Source organism: Colwellia sp. BRX10-3 (genome assembly GCF_014077505.1).
Lineage (GTDB): Bacteria > Pseudomonadota > Gammaproteobacteria > Enterobacterales > Alteromonadaceae > Cognaticolwellia.
On record NZ_JACGWA010000006.1, the window covers coordinates 153,968 to 171,205 of the forward strand.

The window sequence follows — 17,238 nt, forward strand, 5'->3', positions numbered from 1 at the left end:
TCTGTAACATGGCAAACATCAAGACGAGATGATTTTTAAAGTAGTTTAGCGATAGACTACTATTATAAATAGTCAAACATAATCACCTGCAACTAAACGTGTGGAAACCACAATCGACAACTTAGCTCTGCCAGGTCTGTATGCATTAGCTAAGGCTTAGCCTAGTCTATCTGCGGATAACTCAGCCTAATATTACCTACCTAACTAACTTTTCATACAACTATTACGACACAGTAAAAGTACTTTTACATTTGATGTGATTATCATTTAGGAGGAAAGGTATATTATACCTCCATCGAAACGAACGGTAGCCATTTAAAGAATGTGTATGCGCTATATTCGATAAGCAAATAATTACTTTATACTTTAACGGAGAACACAAATGAGCGTATTTACTCATGTAACAGTCGGTACAAAAGATTTAAACAAGGCTCGCGCCTTCTATGATAACGTTTTAAGCACACTTGGCCTTAAACGTATTGCTGATTTAAATGAAAACGGATCAATCTGGGGCGTAGACGCACCTTCATTCTTTGTTTTAAAGCCAGCAAATGGCCAACCAGCGAGTGTTGGTAATGGTGTTACAGTTAGCTTCGAAGCACCTAACCGCGCTGCTATCAACGCTTTTCACGCTGCTGCCTTAGCGGCTGGTTGTCCTGATGAAGGCGCACCTGGTACTCGCGATTGGGCTCCTAATGCTTATGCTGCATACACACGTGATTTAGACGGTAACAAACTTGCTGTATATTGCTTTAAAGCCGTTTAAGGTTGGCGTAAGTCACTTAGCGCGATTAAAAACAGTTATTAGAAAACAGTCAAAAAGCACCGATTTCTCGGTGCTTTTTATTTTAATCAGAAATGATTTTTGCAATGATTGTAGCAAATTTATAATCAAAAAACCGAGGTTAAAAACTAGAATTATCAATTAATATAGTTAGATAGGAGGAATCCACCAATATTGAGAAACGAAAAAAAATCCCTTAATAAAGTTAAGGTTAATCCATTGATATTTAAATTCATGTTATGGAGCCTAATGCTCAATAATAGATTTGAACTTAGTTATGTTTTGCCTCAAACATCAAAGTGTCACCTTCTGCATGTCCATAAGTATCATTAATGTCTTTAAATTTATCCAAATCGAAGAAGATTAAAGTTTCAGCTGTTTTGTGGCGAATTGCACTGTTTATAATATATTCAGTTAACATCATAAAGCTACAACGATTATAAATTTTTGTCAGCTAGTCGCCATTTGAATTGCAGTTAATTCCCTTCTACCGTCGCCACCAGATCACTCAACGCCTGAATATCTTCGGCGTCAAACTGCCTTGGCTTTTGATCTATAATACAAAGCGTGCCTAATTTACAGCCATTTTTCGTTCTTAAAGAACAACCTGCATAAAAGCGTACATTAGGCTCATTTATAACCAAAAGGTTATCGGCAAAACGCTCGTCTTTTAAAGTATTAGGAACAATAAAAACTTCGTTACCTAAAATAGCATGAGCACAAAAAGTAATATCGCGTTTATTACCTGCGCGAGTGCACAAGACTTGCGCCACTGACGATCTTTATCTATTAAACTCACCAAGAAAAATGGCACATTAAACATTCTTTGTGCCATTCGGGTCAGTCGATCAAAGCTTTCTTACGTGTGTTGATTAAAAATACGGTTAGCCGAAATACATTTATTTTAGCTAAATTAGAATTTAAAACCATGTCAGTCAGTTAATAGTTAAAATCGTAGTAACCATTCTAAATAGATAAATGCGGAAATAAATCTATCGCTTGTTTTATGATTTCGGTTTTTTGACTTTTAGCTAGGTACACAGCAAATATTTCTCGATGATAAACGGGTGCACTTTCCACAACGAACAAATTATTCGCTTCTACTTGTTCAAAAGTCATTTGCCTTGGCAAGTGTGCGCTTCCACCCGCTTGTAAAATATAATTTAAGGCAATACGTGGTTGGCTCATAAAGTGTTTAGCCGGCGCAGAATCTTGAGATTCACGCATATGGAGGGCATTAACCGACTCACCATAGTCTACCATAATGTAATTATCTACATTCATACCTTCTATATGTTCAGGGTCAGATGTCACTAAATGCAAGGGCACAGTTGCTACTTTTACTGTCACTAAATCTTCGATAAATGGCGGTTCGAATAAAAATGCAATGTCAATCGTACGGTTAATAACATTTTTTCTTAACTCCATGGGCGAATATGTGCTGGTAAATAAACTAACACTGTCTAAATTACGATGAATTTTTTGCAACCAACCTTGTAAAACGATATCCCAGATAGAGTTAATTGAGCCAATGGCAAGTTGTTGGGCATCATGTTCTGCCACACCAACATCGTGCTTAGTTTTTTGCCACATAAAAATAATTTCATTGGCATGTTTTATTAGCCTATGGCCTTCAGTAGTCAATTTCAAATGCTTGTGGCTGCGATCAAACAGCAAAACCCCCAAGTCATCTTCTAATAACTTTATACGTGCACTAACGGCAGATTGGGTAATAAATAAATTTTCAGAAGCGATTCTAAAATGTAATGTTCGGCTCACTTCCAAAAATGTTGTTAATAATTCAAATTTCATAAAACCTCTTCTAATCAATTTTTTTGATTAAACTAGCCAAAATATTGCGTTTTATTATTTTAAGCGCTGACTATACACTCTAGTTACATTTTTACATCACTTTTAATAATAAAAGTGAAATAGTCAGGCAGCAATTATGAAAGTAGCAATATTATCAAGAAATAAGAATCTTTATTCTACAAAACGCTTAAAAGAAGCAGGTGAAGCAATGGGACATGAAGTGGATGTTATTGACACTTTACATTGTTATATGGATATCACCAGCAGCAACTCAAAAGTACGTTATCACGGTAAAGAATTACCTATGTACGATGCGATTATTCCACGTATTGGTGCTTCAGTAACATTTTACGGTACTGCCGTTGCTCGACAATTTGAAATGATGGGCACCTTTAATATTAATGAGTCTGTCGCTATTAGTCGTTCACGAGATAAGCTACGTTCATTACAACTATTATCACGTAAAGGTATAGGTATGCCTCGTACTGGTTTTGCCAGTAAACCTGATAATGCCAAAGATTTAATCAAAAATGTTGGTGGCGCACCTGTAGTAATTAAATTACTAGAAGGTACACAAGGTATTGGTGTGGTTTTAGCAGATACAGCAAAAGCTGCAGAAGCAATCATTGAAGCGTTTATGGGATTAAAAGCCAATATATTAGTGCAAGAGTTTATTAAAGAAGCTGGCGGTGCTGATATTCGTTGTTTAGTTATTGGTGGTAAAGTTGTTGCGGCCATGAAACGACAAGGCGCAGAAGGTGAGTTCCGCTCTAACTTGCATCGCGGCGGCAGTGCTGAAGTTGTTAAATTATCAAAAGCAGAGCGAGAAACAGCAATTTTAGCGGCAAAAGCCATGGGATTGAATATGTGTGGTGTAGATTTATTGCGTTCACAAAATGGTCCTATGGTGATGGAAGTTAATTCATCTCCAGGCTTAGAAGGCATTGAAAAAGCAACAGGTAAAAATATTGCCGGTATGATTTTTGAATTTTTAGAAAAAAATGCCAAACCACATGCCAATAAAACTCGTGGTAAAGGATAAGGTTAATGAAGGATATTTTAAAAATAGGTGAATTTGAAATATTACCCGGCGAACAGCGCAAAATAGACTTGCCTGTCGCCAAGTTATATACCGATGCTGACGTTTCATTACCGGTTCATATAATTCGCGCCAAAAAACCAGGTCCTACAATTTTTATTAGTGCTGCGGTTCACGGCGATGAGTTAAATGGTATAGAAATTATTCGTCGATTAATCAGCGAAAAGAAATTTAAGATCACGCATGGCACATTAATAGCTGTGCCTATGGTCAATGTATATGGCGTAGTGAATCAAAGCCGTTATATGCCCGACCGTAGAGATCTTAACCGTTGTTTTCCTGGCTCAGCGAAAGGTTCGTTGGCGGGTCGTGTAGCGCATATTTTTCTTAATGAAATTGTTAAGCATTGTGATTACGGCATTGATCTACACACAGGGGCAATTCATCGCTCAAACTTACCGCAAATTCGCGCTGATTTATCCTGTGAGCAAACCAAAGAATTAGCCATGGTCTTTGGCGTGCCGGTAGTATTAAATTCAAACATTATTGATGGTTCTCTTAGAGAAGCAGCAGTAAAACATAAAACCAAAGTACTACTGTATGAAGCAGGTGAAGCCCTACGTTTTGATGAGTATTCAATCCGTGCCGGCATGAAAGGCATTACTAACGTGTTAAAACATTTAGGTATGCGTAAAGCTTCAACTACGCGTAAAAAAGTAATAGCGCCGTTTGTAGCTAACAGCAGTCAATGGTTGCGAGCGAATGGTAGTGGTATTGTCAATCACCGCGTTAAGTTGGGCGACCAAATTAAAAAAGGTGATGTTTTAGCTGAAATTGGTAGCCCGTATGGCGACATTTTAGATGTAGTTACGGCAAGCAGAGCCGGTATATTAATTGGTCAACAAAATATCCCTTTGGTACAAGAAGGTGAAGCTATGTTCCATATAGCCTATTTTGAAGAAGATGATAAACATATCTCCCAGCAAATAGAGAGTTCTCAAGACAATTTATTACCGCAAAGCAGCATGTAAAGGAAGGTAACGTAATATGACTATAAATCAAAAAGCAATTATTGGCCGTTTGGAAACTATTGCGCTACCTGAGTTAGCAATAACAGATATACAGGTGCGCGTTGACACGGGAGCTAAAACCTCCTCATTGCATGTTGACAATATTGTTAAATTTAAAAAAAATGGCAAAATAATGGTCAAGTTTGACCTGCACCCTGATGTCTATAATGTTGAAGAAATAGTTTCTTGTGAAGCACCCATTCATGACATAAGAAGAGTTAAATCTTCCAATGGTACCTCTGAGCAACGTTATGTAATTTCAACACCGGTTCAACTGGGTGATACACTTTGGCCTATTGAAATTACCTTAACAGATCGCTCTGATATGAGTTACTTAATGTTATTTGGCCGCGAGGCTATTGGTAATAAATTCCTTGTCGATCCATCAAAGGTATTTGTAAGTTCATAACTTATTGAGGCGTTAATATGACAATTGAACAGGCAATAGAACAAATAAAATCTATACTCTCATACAATATTATTACCGTGTCAGAACAATCGGTGACCTTAGGTGATATTCTTTTTATCCCCTTGCTCATTGGTATCGGTTTATTGTTAAGTAAGTGGTTAATTAGGTTGATCAGTAATCGCTTAAGAAATAAAAAAATCGACCCTAATGTTATTCATTTAGTGGAACGAATTTTATTCGTCATAGCAATAACGGTCATAATTATTAGCATATTAGACTTTATCAATGTGCCGATTGCCGCTTTTGCATTTTTATCTGGCGCCATTGCTATCGGCTTTGGTTTTGGTGCACAGAATATTATCAATAACTTTATCAGTGGTTGGATATTAATGTGGGAGCGCCCTATTCGTATTGGCGACTTTTTAGAAATTGAAGATGCTAAGGGGCTTGTCGAAGAAATTAATACCCGCTCCACTCGTATAAAACGAGTAGATGGTGTGCACTTATTAATACCTAACAGCAAATTACTCGAAAATACTGTGGTTAACTGGACCTTAGTAGATCAATTTGTCAGGTGTTCGGTTAAAGTCGGTGTTGCTTATGGCTCGCCAGCTAAAAAAGTCGCCGAGTTGATAATGCAAGCAACAACTGAGCAAGTTGAAGCACTTAAAGAGCCAAAACCTTTAGTAACATTCGACGACTTTGGTGATAACGCTTTAATGTTCGAAGTCACTTTTTGGATCAGCTCAAGAGTTGAAAGTGGTTTAAGAATTGCTAAAAGTAATGTTAGATTTCGTTTGGAAGAATTATTTGAACAAAATGATATTGTAGTCGCTTACCCACAACGTGACATACATATCGACGGTTCGCTAAAATTAATTAATAGCGAGTCAAAATCGTACTAATAATAAATACGTTTGCAGTAAATCCGCTTAAGTCTAACAACAGCATAAGCTTATTTGATCGGTCGGTAATTATCTATGACAAGTCAAATAAGCTTATTTATATCTTATAATGTAACCTGAGTTCAAAAATCATCGTATAACATTAAGAGCTCTGCACCAAGGCTAAACTATAACTCGACTAGGGCTAAGGCTAGGCTGAAATAATGCACCTAAATTCAAAAAGATGTTACTCAACTTTTTTATTTTCGAACCACAGTTGCATAAAATCAGCAGTAAGTTTTTGTTCTATTCCTAATGCTTTTTCTGTTGGGCAGAAAATAGAAAACACTACCTGGGTATCTCCGAGTTCAGAAGTAGACACTTGAATATGAGGCTCAGGGCCGGCAATGCTAATGTCTAGACGATTTTCTATTAGTTGATTGTAACGCATAGCAACCTCTTTAAATTCGATACAATACAAGTTTGCCTTTTCGTGCAAAGTATCAATAAAAATAAAAGGATTAACACTGTCATCACGAACGATAGTGAAATGGTGCATCGCATAACGTTTTAAAAAATTTAGGTTCTTTATAACTGACGTAATTAGCTGACTATTAGGCACATACAAAGTTTTACCTGTGTACTGATAATCGTGTTTATTAACTTCTAGAAGTGTTAGTTTAGCCCAGTCATTGGAGTGAACTTCACCATAATATTTACCCACTTGTATCCAATCGCCAATGCGGAATGGTCGACTGGTTAAAATATATACAAAACCTATAAAGCATTGTATAAACTCTCTCGTTGCAAGCACAATAGCGACAATGAATGCCGCGATTGAAAAAGCAAATCGTTGAATTTCACTCGACCAAATGTTAAAAATAAAAACAATAACTAACAAAGTAAATATGTTATTTACCATATTAATTTTTAATCTTTTACTCTTTTTCGATTTTCGTTTTATTAGCTTAATCGTTACCGCTTTTAAGCTATAAAAAGCAATAAAAAGCAATACCGTTAGTATAAATTTATGTAGCAATAAAAATTCAATAACAGTTTCAATATATAAAATAATAATTACCTTATTAGTGTTTGATGACGACTAAACCTTGAGTCAGCTAAATCTTTAGCCAACTTAGCCTTAGACTAAATAAGCTTTAAGTCAACTTGACGTTAGTTAGCCATCAACCACTTTTTGATTGATTTTTTGTAGGTGTAATAAAGTACCTTCTACACCTAGCTTGTTAAAACTAGCATTTAATTCAGCTTGTTTTGTTTGCAGTAAACTTATGCCCTCAACCTCAATATCAAAGAACAGCCAAGTTTGTTCATTTGACTGCAATAACTTCACAACAGCTTTATTAGTTTTAGTGCTTCCGACAATGGTGATATCAACCATTGCCATTTTACCACTTTTAGAAAGCGTGCTTTGGCCGACATTAATCACTTCATTATTATATTTATTTAATAAATTACTATAAGTGTTAATAAGTTGTAGTGATAATTCAGTGACAAAAGACTCTCTAAGCTCTTCCGGCACTTTAGCCATATTTTTATTCAGCACTTTATAAGTAAAGTATTTTGCGTCAACCTCGGGCAACAAATACTTATTTAAAACATCTCTTATATTTGCCTTGGTTAAGGTATGGGTTTGCTTTAATTTAATTAGTGAAACTTCAACCTGACTAAATACCATATTTACTTTTATTTTAGCATCGTCAGATGACGCAAAAACAGTCGCTGAAATTAAAAGTGCCATTGTAATAATAACAACACTGGTTAAATTAGTGTTGAACGCCCGTTTGGTTTTCATTTTAGTGCTCAATAAATAATGTATAAGTACGATTATAGTGATTCACGCCAAGCTAGCAAACGCTTTAATTTATCCAGTCTAATCAAATAAATTTATTAAACCATATGCTGTAACAAAAACATCAGCTAATTAATGAGTATTTAAGTGATATAAGCAGTAAAGTTGTTGGAGTTAAGCTGTACTAAAGCTAAACAAACACCTAAAACTAGGTAGCTTTCATCACAAATTATTCAATAGAACATTAACCTAAATTTACCCGGATTGATCCTTTAGCTAACTTTGCGCGTAATCTAAAATAGAATGATGGTTATTGACCGTGATTAATTAGTTGAAAAAACAGCCATAATTTAGCTAAAATTAGTCTAACATTGGTTTAGTCTAACATTGGTATTGGCGCTGACGTCATTATCTTTATAAATCAAGGTCCTAGTAATAAACTTATTTTTATATTATCTTAATGATATAGTTAATTTTGTTATTAGTTTAATTATATTTCAAGTTTTTAAGGTTAATGTAACCAACAGTAACTAATATCGAAATTTAGCGAAAATAGCCTTAGCTGCATTACTAATATAATTTAAAGCACGTGTATTTATTTTTTGTACCAAGAACCAGGTGGTTTTTACTTTAAGTATTTAACACAACATATAGAGAAAAAATTAATGAAAACTAGCGTGACTGAACTAACACATGCCGATATACAACGGCAGAAGTTAATTGATTCAAGCCAATTTCACGGTATTCATTGGTTAATATTAGCGCTTTCATCGATATTAACTATTGGGGCCTGGTACATTGCCTCAGAGCAAGTTAATAAAAGAATAGCTGAACGTTTTGAGCGTGAATCTTTACACGTAATAGAACTTGTTAAAGAGAGAATGCAGCTTTATGAACACGCATTATGGAGCGCTGTTGCCTATGTTGATGCAAGCGAAGGCGACATTACTAACCAGAAATGGCAAAACTATAGTAATAGTCTTCGAATAGACAAAACTTACCCTGGCATTAACGGTCTAGGCTTAATTTATAACGTCAAACATGAAGAGCGAAATAGTTTTATTCGAGCACAACAACAAACCCGTCCAAATTTTGCCATAAAACCATCTCACAATGAAGATGAGCTCTGGCCTATAACCTACATTGAGCCATTATCATCCAACAAACAAGCTGTTGGTTTAGATGTAGCGTTTGAAAAAAACAGATATTTTGGCGTTAAAAATGCCCGAGATACTGGCTTAGCGCAGTTAACCGGCCCAATTACTTTAGTGCAAGACGCGAAAAAAACACCTGGCTTTCTATTTTATGCCCCTTTTTATAAAAAAGGTATGGTGCACAACTCAGTTACTACACGTCAGCAGTCGATATTGGGTGTGGCATATGCACCTTTTATTATGTCTAAACTTATTTCAGGCACATTATCGATAGATCAACGCCATGTTAGTTTAAAAATTAGCGACGCGGGTCAGTCATTGTATAATGACATGGATAATGACATGGATAATGAAAATAAAATTGACCCTGAACCTTTATTTATTCAAAAAACCGATGTCAAATTTTATGGTCGAGTTTGGCAATTCACTATCAGTTCAAATTTATACTTTCGAGATGCTTCAGGTTCAAATCAACCCTACTTTATATTGGCTGGCGGTATCGCCATTGATCTTTTATTATTAGCCTTATTTATTGTACTATCAAGATCAAACAAACAAGCACTGGCATATGGTGACGAAATTACTCGAGAGCTAAAAATTAATACTCGACGTCTAATTAAGTCAAACCAAGATCTTGAACAATTTGCCTACGTTGCTTCTCATGACTTAAAGTCTCCGCTAAATGCCATACGAAAATTAATCAGTTGGATAAGTGAAGATTGTGAAAAAATATTGCCTGACAGCTCTAAAGAACATTTAAAGTTGCTTAATAATCGCAGTGAAAGAATGAATAAATTACTTGATGATTTACTCGATTACGCTCGTATTGGCCGACATGAATATAAAGCCAATCCATTAGACTTAAAAGCAACAGCACAGGAAATTTTTAGTTTATTAGATCACCCAAAAGCGTTTGATTTATCAGTAGACAAGCAGGTATTACTTATACCTAGAACGCCGATAGAAATTGTGCTTAGAAACCTAATATCAAATGCTATAAAGCATCACGATAAATTAACTGGCCATATCAAAATATCTTATAAAGCCGTCGATAACATGCACCATATTAGTGTGGAAGACGACGGCCCTGGTATTCCAAGCGAATTATTTGATAAAGCGGTTGAAATGTTTCAAACTTTGCGACCTAGGGATAAGGTCGAAGGCAGTGGTATGGGCTTGTCATTATCCAAAAAAACCATTGAACATTACGGTGGCAGTTTAATTATCGAATCTGACGGTATCAGAGGAACCACCATAGTAGTGATATGGCCGATGACAACAGAATAATAACTAAAGTAATTCGGTTCTTAAATTAGTTAAGTTAAGTTAAGTGGGTATAAAATGACGGCTAAATCAAGAGAAGTAACACTCTTCTTAATTGAAGATGATGATATTGATGCTATGTCTATTACACGTGCATTTAAAAAAATGTTCATAGGCAATGAAATGATCAGAGCAACTGACGGTCTTGAAGGCCTTGAGATGCTGCGCAGCGGTGCTATACCATCACCTTACATTATATTGCTTGATTTACAAATGCCGCGGTTAAATGGCTTAGAGTTTTTAGCTGAAATTCGACAAGACCCAGAATTGGCTAAAAGTATTGTTTTTGTTTTAACAACGTCAAAATCAGATGAAGATATGACAGCTAGCTACCAAAAAAATATTGCAGGCTACTTTGTAAAAGAAGAAGTTGGTGAAGGTTTTTTAGATATAGTAGCAATGCTCGAAGGCTATTGGAAAATAGTCCATTTTCCAGAAGATAAAACAAATTAACCCTTTATTGCAGTATTACAAGGAATATAACCTTTGAATATTTTGATAGTTGATGATGATATTGTCGATAGAGAAAGTATTATACGGACATTAAATAAATCAACATGTGAGTGGGACTTTGTTGAAACTGAGTCCGTCGATGAAGGTTTAGCTGCCTTTGCCAAACAAAAATTTGATGTGATTTTACTCGATTATCGTATGCCAAAACGTGATGGCATTGAATTATTATTAGAATTACGTAATGCTTCTTTAGAAAAAAGTATTGCCATTATTATGCTAAGTAACTCTGAAGAAACAGAGTTAGCTTTAGAATGCATAAAAAATGGTGCCCAAGACTTTTTACTTAAATCAGAGGTAACTTCTTCAAGATTACAAAGAGCCATTTTGCAATCTAAAGCTAGGTTCGAACTAGAAGAAAAGCTTCAAAGTAGTTATCAGCAAGCAAAAAAACTAGCAGAACTTGACTCCTTAACCGGCCTAGCTAATCGTTACTCATTTGAAGAAGCATTACAATCTAGCGTTACAAAAAAACCGCGTGACGATTCTAAGCTTGCACTCACCCTATTCGACCTTGATAATTTTAAATTTATTAACGATACCCATGGCCACGATATTGGCGATCAAATATTGATACAAGTTACGCAAAGAATTTGTAACTGTTTACGTGGTAATGAAGTGTTTGCACGTTTAGGTGGTGACGAATTTGCTATTATTTTGAGCAACTTGCATACCATAGACAATGTAACCAGAGTAACGCAAAGAATATTACACTGTTTAGATGAACCCTTTAATATTTCAGGCATAGTCATAAAAATGAGCGCGAGTATTGGTATCGCGATTTACCCTGACAACACAAATACCGCCAATGAGTTACTTAAATATGCCGACATTGCTATGTATCGCGCGAAAAAGCTTGGTAAAAATCAAATATGCTATTTTGAAGATAAAATGCAAGAGCAGTTTCTTCAACGATACCAAGTGGAAGCAAATTTAATAGGTGCTGTTGAGCGCAATGAATTTATCTTACATTACCAACCCGTTTTTGAAACAACGACAAGTAAAGTTATTGGTTTTGAAGCATTAATACGCTGGAACTTTCAGAATAAAATGCATTTTCCTGATAGTTTTATTCCTATTGCTGAGTGTTCTCGTGCCATTATTGATATTGGTCGTTGGGTAATTACACAAGCTATCTATCAAATATCGTTATGGAATCTACGCAACAGCAAATTACTCTCTATTTCTATCAATTTATCAAGCATACAATTGGCTGATAAAACATTGGTGTTGTTTATCAAAAGTATGTTGGAAAAATATCATGTTCCAGCGGTACTGGTAGAGTTTGAATTAACCGAAACTGCGTTACTTGAAAATAGCAGCCAAGCGATCACCGCTATAGAATCACTGAGTGATTTAGGTTGTCGTATAGCATTAGATGATTTTGGTAGCGGATTTTCGTCGGTATCACATTTACAAAATTTTCCTATTGATACCGTAAAAATTGACAAATCCTTAATGCTTGCATCTGATCAACCAAAAACACGAGCTTTAGTACAAGGACTTTCAGCTATGTTGCACTCTATAGGGCTAGATATTGTGGCAGAGGGTATTGAAGATGAGCAAAGTTTTCTATTATGCCAAGCACTTAATATTCAGCGCACACAAGGCTACTTTTTTGCTAAACCGTTAGATGCTATCGATATTGAACGACAATTTATAGTTTAAGGTGTAAATCACATCATTCATTAGTTTAATAGCGTCTATAAACGTAGATAAGAATAAGTAGAGTAATAATATCATTAGTACTAAGCGAAAAATTGATAAACGGGCGATTAAATGAACTCATCAAATACCTTGTTCCACGAATTCTCCAATGAATGGATAACTCGAGAGCATGGACTACCCTCTCATCAAATTCATCAAATGTTATTTTTCGAACGTAAGTTATGGCTTGCAACACCCAATGGATTGGCCATTTTTGATGGTGAACAAGTAAATGTACTAGACCAAAAGCAAGGGCTATTAACGCATGGCATCCGTGCTTTAGCATGTGATAAACCTTATATTTTGGTTTGTTCTGATCGCGGCGTCGATAAACTAGACGCTAACTCCACAAAGTTAATTCAAAATATTTCTACCGTTGACTTAGGTCTAGGCTGCTGCCAGGCGGCAATAAAAATTGCTGCCGATAAGTATCTATTAGCTTGTGCGAACGGTTTGCGTATTTGGGATACCACCACATCACAACTTCAGTCGCTCAACTCACCGTTAGATGATGATTTTATTATCAACATGGTTGGTTATGATCAAAATTCAATTCTTATTCAAAGTAAAAACAGTGGCTTATGGTTATACCAAGCCGGCAAGTTAGAACCCTTTATTCGTCAACAAATAGCTGAATATGGCACACCACATAAGATTTGCCAGCAAAATGACTATATTTGGCTACTTACTGAAAAGTTTGTTATTCAACTTGATACTGAATTCCATATTATTGAAAGCATTGCTTTACCGAGCGACTTTAAAGCACCTAGAACGGCTTTTTACGATCAACTTGGCGAGCTTTACATCGCCGATAATCAATGTTTAATCGTGATGGCAAAACAGCAGGAGAGCTGGCAAGTCATTAGACATATTAATGACGATGTCTTAGTAAACACGATAAAGCAAGATTCGTACGGCAACCTTTGGGTCGCGACCGACTTTAGCGGCTTAATGAAAATTTCTGCGCTAAACCATTGGATTAAGAGTTACCGAAGTCAACGTAATAATTCGATATTGTCGTTGCAATTAGTTGAGCCCGCGCCGCCGTCCACGAATATCGCAACTACCCCTTATAACAAACACAATACCACTGACGAAGAACTTTTACTGATCGGCGGTACTAGCTATAGCTTTTATGCTCCGAAACAAATGCCTTCACAAGCAAAGGAAATTCTCGGGTTGCGCGGATTAGCTTGTTGGGATTTAAATTTTTTTGCCGACATTGGTTTTTGGGCGGCAACCGATATAGGGCTGATACAATTTGATGATATTGAACAAGAGAATGTTAGTATATTCAGCAATGAAAGTGTTGGTGCGGGACGTTGTTTAACTCGTTACGATAATCAATTAATCTATGGCAGCATATCAGGCTTATACTGTTATCAAATTGAAAATAAAAAGTTATCGCCGTTACTCGATGATAATCAACACACAATTGGCTACGTTTATGCTATTAAAATAATCAGTGACTCGTTATTTTATATCGCGACCTTAGGAAACGGACTATGGCTTTACCATTGTAAAACGCAAAAATTACAAAAATTATTTCAATCGCTAAATCTATCCAATGTGTACGCAGTGGATATTGATACACAACACCGCACTATCCTTGCTGTTGATAATAGTATTTGGCTGATAGAAAATGAACAAGCTAAGAAAGTGTTTGAAGTTAACGAGTCTGTAGCGGCTTGGTGCGTTCATTGGTATTCCCCGACACAGGTTATTTTAGGCACTTCACAAGGCTTGAAAGTGTTCGATTTAGTAAGCAAAACTTGCACCTTTATCATCGACAACTTTCCAAAACATAAATTTTGGGAGTTTACCACCTCACGAAGTCTAGTAAAGGGTGCTTATGGTGTATTTTGGTGTGGTTTAAACGAAGGTTTACAATCAGTTAATTTAAATCAGCTGGTAGAAATTATTACACCTCCGGTGCCAGAAATAAAAAGCCTCAATTCAAGTAATCAGTTGACGACGAGCTCTGGTTACGTTGAGCTAACAGAAGGTAGTTGGAGTTTAGAAGTTTGCATTGGCTGCTTTTGGCTTTGGCAGGAGCAATCATTACATTATAAATATCGACTCGTTGGGCTGCACTCAGGATGGCATGTAATGGATGGCGCTCGGATCGAATTTACTACCTTGCCCGTTGGCGATTACATCCTCGAAATTTCGACTAACAGTAGCCTTGCTCAATCAACTCAAAACCTGCAACTTTTAAAGATCACCGTTAAAAGCAATCGCTTCTTTGGCCAATTACACTTAAAACTTTCAAACTGGTTAAATAACCTAGTAAATAAGTATAGAACGCTGCGACAGCTCAGTAGCATACAGCAGAACTATGAAACGATGGAGCGGCGCATAAAACATCGGACCTTAGAGCTATTTGAAGCGAATCAAGCGTTATCGGTGCTGAATGTGCAATTAGAGAATTTATCGAATCGCGATCAATTGACCGATCTTTACAATCGGCGTTACTATTTTGAACAATTAGAAACTGAAATTAAACGTGCCATGCGCGATGAACAACCACTCACGGTAATGATGATCGATATTGATTTTTTTAAAAATTACAATGACAACTACGGACATCTTGCTGGTGATGTTTGTCTAAAAAATGTTGCACAAGCATTACAAAAATATTTTTTTCGCAGCGGCGAACTACTCGCGCGTTTTGGCGGCGAAGAGTTTATCGTATTAATGCATAACACTGACCTTAAAAGCGCAGTAAATATTGCCAATAAGTGCGTCAAAGACGTCTACGAACTCGCCATTCCCCACGCCTATTCTGAGTGTGCAAAATACATCACCATTAGCATAGGTTTATCGATGCAAATTCCGATTTATCATCAAGGTAGTTTCGGCTGGGTAGACTATCGTCAACAAGCGATTAATCAGGCGGACCAAGCACTCTATCGCGCAAAAGCACAAGGCCGCAATCAAGTGCAGCATTACGAAAATGATGACCTTGAAACCAAAGAACCACAATCTCACTGAAGCCCTTAAAATTATCAGGTGAAATAGTTTTTATTTATCAGCTGCGGGCTGCTTAGCACTGCTGTCTACAACCGAAGTAAGTGGAAATGGCGTTGTTGCCGTTCCTGCATATAAACTAACGTGCGGAAATGGTATTTCAATACCCTGCTGATCAAAGGCGTTTTTAATCTCTATATACATGCTGTTTTTCAAAGCCAGAAAATTTTCCCGTCTTGCCCACACTGAAAACTGAATATCAATCGACGAGCTACCAAAGCCGGTTAATATAAACACAGGTGCCGGCTCTTCTAAGCAAATGAAATTTTTCGCCGCAATATCCATCAGTATATTACGCACTTTTTCAATATCTTCTTTATACGCAATACCAATTTTTAAATCCGCGCGCCTAATAGGATATTTGGTCATTGTCGTTACCGCGCTTTTTATCATGCTTTCATTCGGAATACGAACAAACAGATTATCAAAGGTACGTAATTTTACCGAGAGTAAATCAATAGAAATAACTTCGCCGGTAATGTCATTTACCTTAATAACATCGGTAATAGAAAATGGTCGTTCAATCATCAAGAACAAACCACTAATTAAGTTTGATGCTGATGTTTGCGAGGCAAAACCTAAGGCAACCGTAAAAATGCCGGCCGCGCCCAGTAATATGCTTAAATCAAGACCAATATTATCTAAAGCTGAAAATGTGACTAAGGCTAAAATACTGTAAAAAATTGACCTTTTTAAGAATAATTGCCCATGCGCGGTCAATTTATGTTTTGTCACCTTTACTACGGCACTACTGATCAATCGTGCAAGGATAAAACCAATAATAAATAATAATATTGCCTGACACAGTGCAAATAAATGAGAGGCTTTAAGAAGGTCAATAAACGCTATAATATCTTTCACAATTTTCTCTTTTATTAAGCAAATAAACTACTAATACTGCGTATGAGTATACTTTGTTCGGTTGCGACTCTTGGGTTACTAATTAACACCGGCGCGTTAGCTTCAACGGGCGCGTGCTTATCAAGGTGCAATTCAACATTATCACTATGACCATCTCGATGCACAGATATGCCAGTAGTCCAGAGTTGGTGCTCTTGGTCAGCGTATAAATGCAATAAAGTCACTGGAACACTAATGCGCTCTATTGTTAATGCCTCGTTGTGGTTATTAATCACGGTGATCGGGGTAATGGCCCGATGCGGACGTTTTTCTATATTATTAAGTTGAATACGCGCCGCGGTATATTTTGCATAACATATTTGCCCTACTCTGGTTGATGGGCCAAACCAAGAGTCAGATGGCCGCCAAAATGGTAAATCGAGTAAACATTCACCTTTAGGCAGTAATTTAGCCGAGAACCAAATAGGCGTACTTACGTAAAGCCTTGCCTTTTCACCTGCGAGCAAAGTTAACGGCGTATCGGGACGAGTTACTACCGACCGGTCAGCGAGTAAGGGGAGTACTTGTATTTTGTCTGAGGTGTTTTGTTGTAGATATCGGCCAAACTTTGCTGCTTTCATACAGCAGTCGTCATCGGGTTCGCCAACAATCATTGCCTGGTCATTTTCAGTAACAGTTTCTAAATTCCAGCTATTCCATTCATTTTCATCACGTTTTAAAATGATTGACCTATCGCCAAATTGCCAGCACCGTTGTTGTTGAAGGCTAAAAGTAAACTCGCCCCACCATGCATTATTAGCCATTTACTCTACTCTATTTATATTTTTGCGTTAACTCATTAAAAG

At 36.6% G+C, this 17,238-nt stretch carries 16 protein-coding genes; 9 read left to right on the top strand and 7 right to left on the bottom strand.

All coding sequences use genetic code 11. The annotated features are described in order from the left end of the window. The first annotated feature begins 382 nt into the window (after positions 1–382). Positions 383–766: a VOC family protein gene (locus H4J38_RS11070; protein WP_182131836.1), complete on the top strand. Its 384-nt coding sequence runs from the start codon at positions 383–385 to the stop codon at positions 764–766. 289 nt (positions 767–1,055) lie between these two features. Here H4J38_RS11070 and H4J38_RS17465 read toward each other — a convergent pair whose 3' ends face one another. The 3 genes from H4J38_RS17465 to H4J38_RS11080 all read right to left on the bottom strand — a co-directional run bounded on the left by H4J38_RS17465 (position 1,056) and on the right by H4J38_RS11080 (position 2,596). After that, the gene (locus H4J38_RS17465; RefSeq protein WP_404842613.1) at positions 1,056–1,238 is read right to left on the bottom strand and encodes a diguanylate cyclase; all 183 of its coding nucleotides are present in this window, start codon (positions 1,236–1,238) and stop codon (positions 1,056–1,058) included. A gap of 22 nt (positions 1,239–1,260) precedes the next feature. Further along, the gene (locus H4J38_RS17060) at positions 1,261–1,557 is read right to left on the bottom strand and encodes a GAF domain-containing protein (RefSeq protein ID WP_220465515.1); all 297 of its coding nucleotides are present in this window, start codon (positions 1,555–1,557) and stop codon (positions 1,261–1,263) included. A 193-nt stretch (positions 1,558–1,750) separates the two neighbouring features. After that, positions 1,751–2,596 carry a LysR family transcriptional regulator gene (locus H4J38_RS11080; protein ID WP_182131837.1) on the bottom strand — a complete coding sequence of 282 codons (846 nt, stop codon included), beginning with the start codon at positions 2,594–2,596 and terminating at the stop codon, positions 1,751–1,753. Between the two features lie 136 nt (positions 2,597–2,732). On the opposite strand from H4J38_RS11080, the gene rimK reads away from it, so the two are divergent. Genes rimK through H4J38_RS11100 form a run of 4 tightly spaced genes read left to right on the top strand, consistent with a single transcriptional unit; the run spans position 2,733 to position 6,019 of the window. Then, on the top strand, positions 2,733–3,638 hold the full coding sequence (gene rimK, locus H4J38_RS11085; RefSeq protein ID WP_182131838.1) for a 30S ribosomal protein S6--L-glutamate ligase: 906 nt from the start codon (positions 2,733–2,735) through the stop codon (positions 3,636–3,638). Between the two features lie 5 nt (positions 3,639–3,643). Continuing rightward, complete coding sequence (locus tag H4J38_RS11090; protein WP_182131839.1) at positions 3,644–4,666, top strand: succinylglutamate desuccinylase/aspartoacylase family protein; 1,023 nt, start codon at positions 3,644–3,646, stop codon at positions 4,664–4,666. A 16-nt stretch (positions 4,667–4,682) separates the two neighbouring features. Further along, the gene (locus H4J38_RS11095) at positions 4,683–5,114 is read left to right on the top strand and encodes an ATP-dependent zinc protease (protein ID WP_182131840.1); all 432 of its coding nucleotides are present in this window, start codon (positions 4,683–4,685) and stop codon (positions 5,112–5,114) included. A gap of 17 nt (positions 5,115–5,131) precedes the next feature. Next, positions 5,132–6,019 carry a mechanosensitive ion channel family protein gene (locus H4J38_RS11100; protein ID WP_182131841.1) on the top strand — a complete coding sequence of 296 codons (888 nt, stop codon included), beginning with the start codon at positions 5,132–5,134 and terminating at the stop codon, positions 6,017–6,019. Positions 6,020–6,245: 226 nt separating this feature from the next. On the opposite strand, the gene H4J38_RS11105 is transcribed toward H4J38_RS11100, so the two are convergent. After that, positions 6,246–6,920: a mechanosensitive ion channel family protein gene (locus H4J38_RS11105; protein ID WP_182131842.1), complete on the bottom strand. Its 675-nt coding sequence runs from the start codon at positions 6,918–6,920 to the stop codon at positions 6,246–6,248. Positions 6,921–7,175: 255 nt separating this feature from the next. After that, positions 7,176–7,811, bottom strand: a complete 636-nt coding sequence (locus H4J38_RS11110; RefSeq protein ID WP_182131843.1) for a phospholipid-binding protein MlaC — start codon at positions 7,809–7,811, stop codon at positions 7,176–7,178. A 662-nt stretch (positions 7,812–8,473) separates the two neighbouring features. Here H4J38_RS11110 and H4J38_RS11115 point away from each other — a divergent pair. The 4 genes from H4J38_RS11115 to H4J38_RS11130 all read left to right on the top strand — a co-directional run bounded on the left by H4J38_RS11115 (position 8,474) and on the right by H4J38_RS11130 (position 15,496). Next, positions 8,474–10,249 carry a CHASE domain-containing protein gene (locus tag H4J38_RS11115; protein ID WP_182131844.1) on the top strand — a complete coding sequence of 592 codons (1,776 nt, stop codon included), beginning with the start codon at positions 8,474–8,476 and terminating at the stop codon, positions 10,247–10,249. Between the two features lie 54 nt (positions 10,250–10,303). Further along, positions 10,304–10,738, top strand: a complete 435-nt coding sequence (locus H4J38_RS11120) for a response regulator (RefSeq protein WP_182131845.1) — start codon at positions 10,304–10,306, stop codon at positions 10,736–10,738. A gap of 33 nt (positions 10,739–10,771) precedes the next feature. After that, positions 10,772–12,463, top strand: a complete 1,692-nt coding sequence (locus H4J38_RS11125; RefSeq protein ID WP_182131846.1) for a GGDEF domain-containing response regulator — start codon at positions 10,772–10,774, stop codon at positions 12,461–12,463. Between the two features lie 111 nt (positions 12,464–12,574). Continuing rightward, entirely contained in the window at positions 12,575–15,496 is a 2,922-nt protein-coding gene (locus H4J38_RS11130) for a diguanylate cyclase (RefSeq protein WP_182131847.1), read from the top strand. Positions 15,497–15,526: 30 nt separating this feature from the next. Here H4J38_RS11130 and H4J38_RS11135 read toward each other — a convergent pair whose 3' ends face one another. Next, on the bottom strand, positions 15,527–16,393 hold the full coding sequence (locus H4J38_RS11135) for a mechanosensitive ion channel family protein (protein ID WP_182131848.1): 867 nt from the start codon (positions 16,391–16,393) through the stop codon (positions 15,527–15,529). Positions 16,394–16,407: 14 nt separating this feature from the next. Next, complete coding sequence (locus H4J38_RS11140; RefSeq protein ID WP_182131849.1) at positions 16,408–17,196, bottom strand: hypothetical protein; 789 nt, start codon at positions 17,194–17,196, stop codon at positions 16,408–16,410. Positions 17,197–17,238: the final 42 nt, after the last annotated feature.